This is a genomic window from Tsuneonella suprasediminis, assembly GCF_003605755.1.
Taxonomy (GTDB): domain Bacteria; phylum Pseudomonadota; class Alphaproteobacteria; order Sphingomonadales; family Sphingomonadaceae; genus Tsuneonella; species Tsuneonella suprasediminis.
This window is the reverse complement of sequence record NZ_RAHJ01000022.1, coordinates 279,685-291,311: the sequence shown is the minus strand read 5'-3', so window position 1 is coordinate 291,311 and position 11,627 is coordinate 279,685. Positions and strand designations below refer to the sequence as shown.

General features: G+C 60.8%; 10 protein-coding genes, 1 pseudogene and 1 other annotated feature. Of the genes and pseudogenes, 6 read left to right on the top strand and 5 right to left on the bottom strand.

Annotated features, from left to right (window positions below):
* The 5 genes and pseudogenes from D6858_RS15585 to D6858_RS15565 all read right to left on the bottom strand — a co-directional run.
* A pseudogene (locus D6858_RS15585) lies at positions 1-400 on the bottom strand (transposase); the annotation flags it as partial.
* Positions 3-119, bottom strand: a sequence feature (AL1L pseudoknot). Its footprint overlaps the pseudogene before it by 117 nt.
* 22 nt (positions 401-422) lie before the next feature.
* On the bottom strand, positions 423-1,490 hold the full coding sequence (locus D6858_RS15580) for a hypothetical protein (protein WP_338067324.1): 1,068 nt from the start codon (positions 1,488-1,490) through the stop codon (positions 423-425).
* Positions 1,491-1,635: 145 nt separating this feature from the next.
* Complete coding sequence (locus tag D6858_RS15575; protein ID WP_120112702.1) at positions 1,636-4,119, bottom strand: strawberry notch family protein; 2,484 nt, start codon at positions 4,117-4,119, stop codon at positions 1,636-1,638.
* A gap of 76 nt (positions 4,120-4,195) precedes the next feature.
* The gene (locus tag D6858_RS15570; RefSeq protein WP_338067323.1) at positions 4,196-4,828 is read right to left on the bottom strand and encodes a DUF7146 domain-containing protein; all 633 of its coding nucleotides are present in this window, start codon (positions 4,826-4,828) and stop codon (positions 4,196-4,198) included.
* Positions 4,829-5,347: 519 nt separating this feature from the next.
* Positions 5,348-5,563, bottom strand: a complete 216-nt coding sequence (locus tag D6858_RS15565) for a hypothetical protein (RefSeq protein ID WP_133305310.1) — start codon at positions 5,561-5,563, stop codon at positions 5,348-5,350.
* Positions 5,564-6,067: 504 nt separating this feature from the next.
* Between D6858_RS15565 and D6858_RS15560 the strand changes: the two genes are divergently transcribed.
* From D6858_RS15560 to D6858_RS15535, 6 genes are all read left to right on the top strand, one after another.
* On the top strand, positions 6,068-6,292 hold the full coding sequence (locus D6858_RS15560; RefSeq protein WP_008601437.1) for an XRE family transcriptional regulator: 225 nt from the start codon (positions 6,068-6,070) through the stop codon (positions 6,290-6,292).
* 6 nt (positions 6,293-6,298) lie between these two features.
* Positions 6,299-7,549 carry a type II toxin-antitoxin system HipA family toxin gene (locus D6858_RS15555; protein WP_120112698.1) on the top strand — a complete coding sequence of 417 codons (1,251 nt, stop codon included), beginning with the start codon at positions 6,299-6,301 and terminating at the stop codon, positions 7,547-7,549.
* Between the two features lie 279 nt (positions 7,550-7,828).
* Positions 7,829-8,410 carry a regulatory sequestration protein YfiR gene (gene yfiR / locus D6858_RS15550; RefSeq protein WP_120112696.1) on the top strand — a complete coding sequence of 194 codons (582 nt, stop codon included), beginning with the start codon at positions 7,829-7,831 and terminating at the stop codon, positions 8,408-8,410.
* Positions 8,411-8,413: 3 nt separating this feature from the next.
* On the top strand, positions 8,414-9,646 hold the full coding sequence (gene dgcN / locus D6858_RS15545; RefSeq protein ID WP_120112694.1) for a diguanylate cyclase DgcN/YfiN: 1,233 nt from the start codon (positions 8,414-8,416) through the stop codon (positions 9,644-9,646).
* Complete coding sequence (yfiB, locus tag D6858_RS15540) at positions 9,630-10,151, top strand: outer membrane lipoprotein YfiB (RefSeq protein ID WP_165859721.1); 522 nt, start codon at positions 9,630-9,632, stop codon at positions 10,149-10,151. The genes dgcN and yfiB overlap by 17 nt, the downstream gene beginning before the upstream one ends.
* Positions 10,152-10,248: 97 nt before the next feature.
* The gene (locus D6858_RS15535; RefSeq protein ID WP_120112690.1) at positions 10,249-11,616 is read left to right on the top strand and encodes an NAD-dependent succinate-semialdehyde dehydrogenase; all 1,368 of its coding nucleotides are present in this window, start codon (positions 10,249-10,251) and stop codon (positions 11,614-11,616) included.
* Positions 11,617-11,627 lie beyond the last annotated feature (11 nt).

The window sequence follows — 11,627 nt, the reverse complement described above, 5'->3', positions numbered from 1 at the left end:
GATGGGGCGATCGGCAGAACCCGGCAGATCGGCTCGACCCCATACTCACCCCGATGCTCATCAATGAAGCTGGTCATCGCTTGAACGGGCGGTCGAGCTCCGCCTGGGCAAAATATGCAGAGGCCTTGCGCAGGATCTCGTTGGCCTGGCGCAGCTCGCGGTTCTCGCGTTCCAGCGCCTTCAGCTTGTCTGCAACCTCCACCGGTACGCCGGCACGCTTGCCGCTGTTCACCTCGGCTTTCTTCACCCACTCCAGCAACGTGTGCCCTGAACAGCCAATCATCGCCGCTATGGATGTGATCGCTGCCCACCGGGATGGATGCTCGCTCTCTTGGTCCAGAACCAGGCGGACTGCCCGCTCGCGAACTTCCGGTGCAAACTTGTTCGTCGTCTTGCTCATCGTAGACCCTTCCTCTCAGGAGTTAGGGCCTCCGACAATCCCGGGGCGGTTCAGGCCGCTCAGTCGGACAGGCCAAAATGATCCTCTCAATCGTTGCCGGGTCGACGTAGCGCGGCAATGTTGAAAGGCGGTATCGCTGCACAGAGGGTATCGCGTGCAGCAGTGCGGGACGGCATTGGCCTTGACCAATGAGAAAGCGAAGAAAGCTCCTCATGATCGTAACGAGCAGCGACACCGATCCCGGTGTCTCCTTACTTCTTCGCGCGAATGCACTTCGTAGACCGGCGGCATCCCACAGCGCGGGTGCACCAAGCATGGCTATCAACCGGTCGACCTCCGGCCGGTACCGGCGGATAGTCGCGTCGGTGGCGCCGCGATGCTGCTTGAGCCAACCGAGATAGGCCGCGACATCCGGATGCACTTCCAGCTTCGCTTCGACTGGCGCGATAGCACCACGATCATGAAGAAATGCGATGAAGTGCCGAATGAAACGACGCCGCCTCTTCATACCTGAAGCGGCCAACTTGCCGCGCTTGCGAAATGCCGGGCAGCGACAATCGTGACCCGCGTATTGCTCGATCACCCCCTCATCGACTTCGGTCCAAGGTCGTCGCGACACGCGAAGCCAGATGGCGAAGTGCTCGGCCTCTGATCGATATGCTCCCGATAGCGCCTCAACGAGCTGGAGAGCATCGATCTGGTGCGAGTAGGCTGCCAGATGCCCACCGAGATCATCGATCCCATCGGCGACCACGATGTAGCCCTGATCTTCGAGAAACCGGATAAAGCGCCTGACACGCGCCGCAAGATCGGCCTTGTAGGCCGGCTCTTGCGCTGAATATCCCGGGCACCGGCATCGATGCTTCTCAAACCGATGCGCGACGTGGTCGTCGAGCGTCTCGAGCGCAATCCCGCGTAGTCCCAGCCAACTAAGAAAGTGGCGGACCGCTGCGCTGTACAGGACCGCACAAGCCGCCCCTTCGTCAACCGACAGAGAGGAGAGGAATGCGGTGAATAGGGCGTCGGGACTGGGCGGATCTTCAATCCTGCGCGGCGCGGGCCGAAACGACGCAAATGATCTTGTTGGCATGGTGGTTCCTTCGACGTGTTGAGGTCGAAGAACCCGTAATTATCTGGAGTGAAATCATGACGAACCGACGCAAATCCGAGCCTCCGGCTGCCGGACTCGACATAATCGCGGACTGCAAAGAATACGTCTAATCTGGATCTCAACATTAGACGTATTCACGCGGGGACAGATCGATATCGAGCGCTTCGCGTTCTTCCACGCTAAGGTCGGCAAGGCGCCGATCGAGCATGGCCTCGGCGGTCGAGACCAGTTGCACGACAACCGAATGCTCTTCGCCAAGTGCCGCTTCCATCGCGGGGATCAGGCTCGGCAGTTTCATCGAAAGCAGGAGCTGGGCAAAGAAGCGCTGCTTGGTGCCTTCGAAGATCGATAGCGCTGCAGCCTTGGCATTGCGGTTGAGCGTGTCGCCGCTGTCCTCGTCGACCACGCGGGTTGCCTCGAGCGCAGCTTCGAGGTTGCGGTGAATGATCGCCCAGGCATCGGCATAGGCATCGTAGATCCGAACCTGTGCGTCGGTCAGGCTATGTTCGAGGATCTCGTACTCCACCCCGGCGAAGGACAGCGCACGGGCAAGGTAGAGTCCCTGGGCCTTAAGGTCGCGGGCGACGAGCTCCATCGCCGCGACGCCGCCCGCGCGGATCTCGGTCATGAAGGCTTCGTGGGTCGGGAAAGCGGTCTCGGGTCCCCACAGGCCGAGCCGGGAGGTGTAACCGAGGTTGGCGATATCCGAAGCGCCAGTGGCAGACGCGTAGAGCACCCGGGCGCGCGGGAGATGGTTCTGCAACCTGAGCCCCGCCATGCCCTGTTCGGAGCCCTTGACCTTGCCGCGGGTTGAAGAGCCCCCGAGCGCATTGGCCATCGCGTGGGCTTCGTCAAAGGCGATCACGCCGTCGAAATCCTCGCCCGCCCAGGCAAGGATCTGGTCGAGCCGCGTATCCTCGGCGCGGCCCGAGCGCAGCGTCGGATAGGTGACAAAGAGGATGCCTTCGGACATCGTTACAGGGTGGCCGAGCTTCCAGCGCGAGAGCGGCTGGAGATCGAGCGGCAGCCCTCCAAGCGCTTCCCAGTCGCGGCGTGCATCTTCGAGCAGCGCCTCGTTCTTGGTGATCCAGACATGCCGACGTTCGCCGGCGAGCCAACGATCCATGATGACCGCTGCGACCTGCCGACCCTTGCCAGCTCCGGTCCCGTCGCCGAGGAAGAAGCCTTGGCGGTAGGAGTGTCCGTCCTCGGAGAGTTCCAGCGAGGTGCCTTCCTGGCTCACCTTGAACTGACCCGAAAGATCGCGTGCGAATGCCTGGGCAGCATAGACCAGTGTCTCGCATTGCGCTTCGGACAAGAGACCATTGGCCTGCCAGTCAGTGGGAAGGAGCGGACTGACGTCCGGCTGGGGCGCCGCGACCGAACCCATGGCAACCGATTCCACGAGCGGGGTGGGATGGACCGGAGCATCTTCGAAGGCGATGCGGCTGGGCCGGTAAGGCAGGTAGATGCCTGCCTGTTCGGGAACAGGCGCGGGGTCGGCGAGGACCGAATAGGCAAGGTCGATCGCATTCGCCGTGGCTGCTGGTGTCACGGCGAACGGCGCCAATGGTCGGACCGGCGCGCGATCCGCCGAGCAATTGCCAACGAGGCGCACTGGCTTGCCGAGCGGCAGGCGATGGATGTTGGCGGAGGTCTGTATGCGTGGCGGAAGCGCAGTGATAAGCTCGTGGACTTCGATCAGGTCGCCAGTATCTCCGGTGATAACTGGCGCGGACGCAGTCTGCGTCTTGTCGAACACAACCAGGCGAACGGTGATACCCGTCCCGGTGCGGCGAAACATCTGCCGCAATCGAACATCGAGCAACAGCGATGTTTCGCCCTGTGCCTTGGCGAAAGTGGAAGCATCGAAGCCATCCGGCATGATCGCAACAATCCTCGCCCCTTTGGCAGCGGCCCGGATTGCACTACGAAGGTGGCGCTGCGCGGTATCACCATCCTTGCCGCGTTCCCCGCTGCGGGCGAATGGTGGGTTTATCAGCACGACCGACGGAACAGGGCCGCGAAGCAAGTCGGCGATCAGTTCCCCGTCATACGCGGTAATCGCGGCCGAAGGGAAGATGTGGCCCAGGCTGTCTCGTCTCGCCGGATCGATCTCGTTGAGGACCAACGAGGCGTTCTGAACGCTGCCCCAGAGCGAAAGCGCACCATTGCCCGCTGATGGTTCGAGCAGCGTGTCTTGCGAAGAAACAGCTGCGGCCTTAGCCATCTGCAAAGCCAGCATCGGCGGGGTCGAGAACTGCTGGAGCTCGACCTGTGCTTCGCTGCGAACGTGCCGCGGCGGCAAGGCAGCTTCGAGCCAGTCGAACCGCGCTTCGACTTCGTGTACGTTCGTCGCCAGATCGATCCGTGAGGACTCTCGAAGCCAGAGTAGTGCGCCGATCTCGACCGCGTTGTTGTAGTCGTCGATCGTCCAGGCGCTTCCCCAGTCCAGCGCGCCGGTCTCTTCGGCGAACAGCCCGGAAATGGGGGCACGGGTAAGACGGCGTCCCGAAGCGAGAAGCTCAGCAATCGTGGCGCCGACAGCGTAAGCCAATGGCACTGACGACTGTTGCTCGCCAGTTGGAAACAAGTTTGATTGAAACATGGCAATTCGTCCTCCTGATGAGGGCATCGGGACAAGCCCTCTGCCGGATCAGGAATTCGAGAAGCCTCCTCTCCTCTTACTGTGCCGCTTTGCGGCGCAGCCATGCTTTAAGTTCATCGTTCCAGTCGGTGTCGCGTGAGGATGGTTTGCGAACGTGGATCGTCCGCCCTTCGCGGGCATAAGCGGCCAGGCCACGCGACGCGGCCAGCTCGCCGCCAGCATCGTGATCGACGAAGAGGTGGAGTTCGGTCACGCTCTCGGGCACGCTCACGAGACCGAAACGCTCATTGCCCAGGGTCGCCCAGGCGGGGATGCCGGTAAGAGCATAGGCGGACATCGCGCTCTCGATCCCCTCGGCAAGGCCGAGCTTGCCGGAGGCCGGAGCGAAGAGGCGGACAGCAGCTTCGCCGAGCGCGCCGAGCGCGCGCTTCGGTTTGTCGAAGTCGGCCTTGGAGTTGCCCGAAAGGAATGTGCGATGGATGGCGATCGGCCCCTCGTCGAGACTGACCGCCGCAATCATGGCCGGCAAAAAGCGGGTGCGACCCTTCGGACCAAGCGGCGTTTGGGGATGAAAGCGGAGGGCCGGAGATGCGGCGAGGATGCCGCGGCTCTCAAGATATGCCTTTGCCGGACTGGCACGCAGTGGCTGTGCATCGCGCCAGATGCGCAAGGCAGCGGTCGAAGGCTTCGCTGCAGGACTATTGTCCATCGTGGGATCAATTGGACCTCCCGAGAACAAGGCCGACGCCGGTACGCCTTCACGCGCTAGCGCTGCGAGCACGGAATTCTGATCGCATCCGGCAAAGCAATGGAGGAGAATGGCACCTCGCCCGAGCGATATGCCGAGCGAGGGCGTTCGGTCGTCATGCGCAGGGCAGCAGGCCATGCCCTTTGTGCCCAACCATTTGCCGCCGCGGCGTTCGCAGATGCGGCGGGCGGTTGCTTCCAAAGAGCTTATCTTGGTCGAATATCGGTGGGACATGGCACATCGCGATCCTTTCGGTTCGCTCACAAAGGCCCCCTCCCCTCCAGCCTTCCTGTATTGTGAGAGCAGGTTGGAAAGGAGTCACTTCTGCGCTTCGACCCCGTCTGTTTGAGCGTCGCATCGCCATTGCCGCTCAGCCACGAGGTATACCTATCCGCCGCGGCGGCTTCTCACTTGCGCCATTGATTCTTATTGCCGCTCCACAACCTGGTCAGTTCAGATCATTCGACAACGCACTTCGCCCTATCGAAAATCTCGATCCGATCTTTCCTTTTGCAGAGCACGTCGTGCCTTCGAAAGGTAGTCGTGCCAAGTCCGCAGATGAGTGATATGGCTGATTTTTCCTGGCTTGCTCATTCCCGCCATCGCGGCAACCGCCATTCTGCCATGGCCGGGTTGATCATTTTCACGAGCGAATAATGTCTTCGCGCGTTCGATTTCCTCGTCTGAATAATGCATTCGATGCTCCATCGGGTTGGACCTGCGAGAGCGTTCGAACGAAATTCGGCGAACCCTCTGCAGGGTCCGCCGGTTAACCTCCAACTGAAGGACGGGACCTCGAAATTCTTCCGAGGCTGTCGGCTTGTGCCGACATGCGTGACGTTTACGATATAGTCGCTGAGACAATTCGCGCAACTGCACAGCGACTTTTGAAGTACGATGGTCAAGCCGCGACCTAGCGACCGCTCACCAGCGCCTCTCCACTCAGTCATGGTCATTGTAAGCCTCGTGCAGGAGGCGGTGAAGCATCTTCCTTCGGTAAATCTGCTTCAAGCGAAAGAGCACAAAAACATGACATATCATTTCTATTTGCGGAATTTCGCATGATATGTCATATATCGGGCCATGCCCCGTTCGTCTCGAGCTGCTAGCGGACTACCGCCCCAGAGCCAACGTGCGATTACACGGCTAGGTAAGGATATCGCCCTTGCTCGCCGCCGGAGAAAACTTCCCCAGCGTTTAATGGCCGAGCGCATGATCGTCTCGGTTCAAACGCTGCAACGCCTCGAAGCGGGAGATCCTACCGTGGGCCTCGCGGTTCTGGCGAGCGCCCTGCATGTCCTGGGGATGACACAGCGCCTTGCCGAGCTGGTAACCCCAGACAGTGACCGGGCTGGCATCAGCGAGGATTTGTCCCGCCTGCCCCAGAAGACCCACGCTGTCAGCGACGATGATCTGGATTTCTAGCAAGCCGTGACGACCATCCGCACCTATGTCTTCGTGCATCTTGAGGAGGGGCCTGTTCCGGCAGGCCTTCTCACGATGACCGACGAACCGCGCAACCAGTTTGCTACCTTCGCTTACGGGCGGCGTTATCTGGAACGCGCTGACCGTATTGCGGTCGATCCTGTAGCTCTGCCGTTGCACGAAGCTGGAACTTCTCGAACATTCAGGACGGAAGAAGGCTTTGCCGTGTTCGGTGGCATTCGGGATGCTGCTCCTGACGGCTGGGGCCAATACCTAATGTACAAGGCGATGGGCGATCGCTTGCCGAGCGAAATCGATCTCATTCTGGCCTCGGGCGAACATCGCGTGGGTGCGCTCGCCTTTGGGCCGACGTCCGCCCAGCCTGAGAGAATTACACCATGGGGGGACGGCCCTGCTCCGGGCGAAGAGTTCACGCTCGCAGAGTTAGCAGAAGCCGCCGAACGCGCGCAGCATGTCGACGAACTCGACGAGAACTTGAGGGCGTTGCTAGCCGCCGGGTCATCTCTGGGCGGCGCCCGGCCGAAGGCTGCTACAAAAATCGGCGACCAACCCTGGATCGCGAAATTCCAGAAGCGGGGAGACAGCTTCCCCGAATGCCGGGTCGAACTGGCGACAATGCGGCTCGCCAGCGAATGTGGTCTCGATGTGCCGCCACTCGACTTCCGCTGTGTCCTTGATCGCGACATCTATCTGATCGAGCGGTTCGATCGGATTCCTCACGGCAACTGGCTGGAACGCAGGCCCTTTGCTTCGGGGCTCACAATGCTCGGGGCGCATGAGAGCGAGGTCAGCAGCTTCAGCTATGCCGATCTCGCAGGAGCGATCCGGCAATTCGGAACCGAAGTGCGCCAGGATCTACACGAGCTATTTCGTCGTATGTTGCTCAATATCCTCGTCACGAATGATGATGATCACCTGCGCAATCATGGCTTCCTGTTCGATGGTGAGGGTTGGCGGCTATCGCCGCTTTACGATGTAGTGCCGAAGCCGCAGCTGGGACTGGAGCGACGGCTCGTCCTCGGTGTGGGGCCGGAAGGCCGCAATGCAACGATCGAGAACGCTCTCGCCGGTGCCGCGGTCTTCGACCTCAGCCATGATGACGCGAACGCAATCGCCGAAGACATGAGCAGAATCGTAGCGACACGGTGGGAACACCTATTCACAAAAGCAGGGATAAGCGCGGCTGATCGCAAGCGTTTCGCCACCTGCTTCCGGTTGGCAGCACCTGCGTCATGATCGCAAACGCAGAAATCCGTTCATGGGGGCGCGTGCTTGCCTAATTTGGCATGGTGATTACCCGGTGATTGCTAGCCGAGAAAATGGGGATCAAAAAATGCCGATTTGTGATTGTATATCAGTCTATTATGATAGTATGACCACTAAGGTCTGGTATTTTCGCTTCCGCCGAAAATAACCCTCGCCCACCGTAACTGTCCCGGCCCCAATTCCCGCAGGCCCTTTGTGGGGGTAACGGATTGCCTTGCGCGACCTGCTTTTGTATTAGCTTTTTTATTAATGATGGTTCCGCGTGGCCTTGTCTGCTCTCCTTTGAGGAGGATTGCATGGAAGCGGCGCGGTTTAGCGTTGCTGGCTGCGCCGTTTCTGATCGCGGCGACTGGCGGAATTACTCCCGTGGCCATGCCGGTCGAACCGGCCGATTCACGCGCGGCGGTGGCGACAGCTCACATTGTCCGGTCGATCCTCGAATATACCCGCTGGCCACAACAACCCGATCCGATCAACGTCTGTGTCGTGGGCCGGTCCCGCTTCGGCCCGGACTATCCCTTATCCACGCTCGGCAACGGAGTGGCGATCGTCCGACGCAATGTGTCGCAGGCAAACGCCAGCACAATCGCAGGCTGCGATGTTCTGTATCTGGGCGATATCGCACTCCATCGCGCGCGCCAGTGGACCGCCGCGACGCGAGGCGCCGCCGTGCTAACCATTGCGGAGCGCGATCCGCAATGCCTTAGCGAGAGCATGTTCTGCCTGGTTTACCGGCAACAGACGATCTCTTTTCGCATAAACACCGATGCCATCGCCCGGTCCGATGTCAGGATCGATCCCCGCGTCCTGCGTATTTCGCGGGGGGGTTAAGCGATGGAAAAGCAACGCCAATCCCCACCTCTCAATAAAGTGCTGGCAGGTGTTCACCGCCGTCTGGTGCTGATCGCGGTTTCGCTCGCCAGTCTGGCGCTGTTGACCGGCAGCACGATGGCGATGCACGAATACCTTGATCGCAATCTGCATCTGATCGCCGGAACGGTCGCCTATACGGTGGAACCGGCCATCGTATTTCAGGATATGGAGGCCGCGCGCGATGGCACCGTATCGGTCGCCTCCAACGAAATCGTGGATCGCCTTGTCGTGGCTGACCCTTCAGGGCGCGAACTGGTCAATTTTGAAAAGCCGAACGAGAGCTTTCTTCCCCGCACGGTGATCGAATTCGCCAATAACCTGCTGTGGCCGCAACCCGTGCGCCAGGACATCACTCACAACGGCCGGATAGTGGGCGAGGTCTATGCTTTCGGCAGCGCGGTCAGCATCGTCTATTTCCTGCTGTCGGGTCTGCTGATTACGCTGTGCTGCGTCGGCATTGCGCTGTTGGCCAGCACTATGCTGGCCCGCAAGTTGCGCGCAGGCGTAACCGATCCCCTCAGTCACGCAGTCGAAGTTGCCCGCTCTGTCCGTCTGGAGCGCGCCTTCGATCGCCGCGTCCCGGCACCGGGTATCGCGGAGGTCGATGATTTCGTGGAAGATTTCAACGCCCTGCTTAGCGAAATGCATGGCTGGTACGCCGGGCTGACCGAACAGAACGAACAGCTTACCCGCAGAGCGATGCACGACACACTGACCGGGCTGGGCAACCGTGCTTTGTTCGATCAGCAACTGGGCATTTCTATCGCCAAAGCAGATCAGAACGAAGGCTGCTTTGCCGTGCTGTTTCTCGATGGCGACGGCTTCAAGCAGATCAACGACAGCCACGGCCACACCGCGGGGGATGCCGTGCTGATTGAACTGGCCATCCGCCTGCGCGGATGCATCCGCAAAGTCGATGGCGCATACCGGCTCGGCGGCGACGAATTCGCCATTATTCTGGCGTCACCGGTTAGCAAGCCGGAAATCGATTACATCGTCGAACGGATTTCGGAAGCGATGGAGCCCGAAATCGAAACGCCATCGGGTGCCCTCGTCCGCATATCGATGAGCGTGGGCTTCTCGCTATACCCTGATGACGGGCGCGCCTCTGGCGATCTGGTGAAGAAAGCGGACGAGGCAATGTACAACCACAAATCGCGGAAACGGAATGATGATTATGCCTATTCGCACTAGCATTCGTGGCTTGCGCTGGCTGTTGCTTGCTCTGATCGTGCCGCTTGTCGCCGCCTGCCAGTCGGTCCCGCCCCAGCCCTCTTCGCCCTATTCTGCCGAACAGGTGGCGTTGCTGAAGTCTTACGATTTTCAGCAAAACGGCGATGAATGGGCGCTGGGTTTGCAAGGCAAACTGCTGTTCGCTTTCGACGACAGCAATCTGGCAGAGGAGCAGGCGCAGCGACTTAAAGAGATGGCTTCCGCTTTACGGAAAGTGGGCATCGCGGGGTGTACCGTGAATGGCCATACTGACTCGATCGGCACCGAACAGTACAACCAGCAGCTATCGCTGCGCCGCGCGGAAGCTGTGCGCGGTGCGCTGGTTGCAGGCGGATTGTCGGCCGGGCATGTCACCGCTGTCGGCAAGGGATCGTCTCAGCCGATTGAAAGCAACGATACTGCCGACGGACGTCAGGAAAACCGCCGGGTCGTGATCCTGATTTCTGCGGACGATGTGGCGCTCTGATTCATCGGCCCGCTGTGGCGGAATTGCCGGAACGTCGGAGTGCCCGCGCGGTTGATCGGATGATGGCATATTGCCTGCGACCACCGGAGCGCCCCTGATGATTACCACCCGCAACCCAGCCACCGGCGAAACACTCGCCGAATACGAAGAGCTGACAGCCCGGCAGATCGACGCGAAGATTGCGCGCGCCAGCGCTGCTTATGCCGAATGGCGTACGTCGCCCGTCGCGGACCGTTCCGCTCTGCTCGAACGGCTTGCGGAGGCGTACGACGCCAATCTCGACAAACTGGCGCGACAGGCGACACTGGAAATGGGCAAGACGCTCAAGTCCGCGCGCGCGGAAGTGGCCAAATGCGCCACGCTGTTCCGCCATCTGGCGCAGACCGGCCCCGCCATGCTGGAACCCGAAGAATGGGATCTGGGCGGCGGCAAACGCGCGCGTGGGCACTGGCTGCCGCAAGGGCCGGTGCTGGCGGTGATGCCGTGGAATTTCCCATATTGGCAGGTCGCCCGGTTCCTCGCGCCCACTGTGCTGGCAGGCAATGTCGGCCTGCTCAAACATGCCAGCATAGTGCAGGGATGCGCCGCGCTGATTGAAGAGATGATGCACGAAGCTAGTGCGCCAGAGGGGCTGTTACAGAACCTGTGTATCGGCTCTGCCGCAGTCGAACCGATCATCGACGATCCGCGCGTGATCGCAGTAACGCTGACCGGCAGCGAAGGCGCAGGCAAGGCCGTGGCCGAAGCGGCGGGGCGCAATCTCAAGAAAGTGGTGCTCGAACTGGGCGGATCGGACCCGTTCATCGTCATGCCTTCCGCCGATCTGGACGAAGCGGTGAAACAGGCAGTGTCAGCACGTATCCAGAACACCGGGCAATCGTGCATCTGTGGCAAACGGATGATCGTGCACAGCGATATCTACGATGCGTTCATGGCCAAGTTCTCCGCCGCGATGCGGGGCGTGGTGGCAGGCGATCCGTTCGACGACGCGACCGACATGGGCCCGCTGTCGAGCATGGCGCAGCGCGATACCGTACTCGATCAGATCGCCACCGCCCGCGGCGAAGGCGCCACGCTGGAATTCGGTGGCGAAGCGGCGGATGGGCCGGGGGCGTATATCTCCGCCGGGATTCTCACCGGCGTCCCGCTCGATTCGAGCACCGCGCAGGAGGAGATTTTCGGCCCCATCGCACAAGTCTATCGCGCGCGGGATATCGACGAAGCGATCCGTATCGCCAACGCGATCCCGTTCGGGCTGGGGTCATCGGTATGGACCGACGATGTGGCGGAACAGGACCGCTTCGTGCGCGATATCGAGGCGGGGATGACCGCGATCAACCAGATGCTCGCCAGTGCGCCACAGGCTCCGTTCGGCGGGATCAAGCGATCCGGCCACGGACGCGAATTGTCGCGCCACGGGGTGCACGAATTCATGAACCTGAAAACGGTGATGTTGCCGGGATAGCCGGTGAGTGC

Excerpts from the sequence above, each read along its gene's own strand:
- D6858_RS15580 (WP_338067324.1), bottom strand. The coding sequence starts at position 1,490 with ATGCCAACAAGATCATTTGCGTCGTTTCGGCCCGCGCCGCGCAGGATT.
- D6858_RS15575 (WP_120112702.1), bottom strand. The coding sequence starts at position 4,119 with ATGTTTCAATCAAACTTGTTTCCAACTGGCGAGCAACAGTCGTCAGTG.
- D6858_RS15570 (WP_338067323.1), bottom strand. The coding sequence starts at position 4,828 with ATGGACAATAGTCCTGCAGCGAAGCCTTCGACCGCTGCCTTGCGCATC.
- D6858_RS15565 (WP_133305310.1), bottom strand. The coding sequence starts at position 5,563 with ATGCATTATTCAGACGAGGAAATCGAACGCGCGAAGACATTATTCGCT.
- D6858_RS15560 (WP_008601437.1), top strand. The coding sequence starts at position 6,068 with ATGGCCGAGCGCATGATCGTCTCGGTTCAAACGCTGCAACGCCTCGAA.
- yfiR (WP_120112696.1), top strand. The coding sequence starts at position 7,829 with ATGATGGTTCCGCGTGGCCTTGTCTGCTCTCCTTTGAGGAGGATTGCA.
- dgcN (WP_120112694.1), top strand. The coding sequence starts at position 8,414 with ATGGAAAAGCAACGCCAATCCCCACCTCTCAATAAAGTGCTGGCAGGT.
- yfiB (WP_165859721.1), top strand. The coding sequence starts at position 9,630 with ATGCCTATTCGCACTAGCATTCGTGGCTTGCGCTGGCTGTTGCTTGCT.
- D6858_RS15535 (WP_120112690.1), top strand. The coding sequence starts at position 10,249 with ATGATTACCACCCGCAACCCAGCCACCGGCGAAACACTCGCCGAATAC.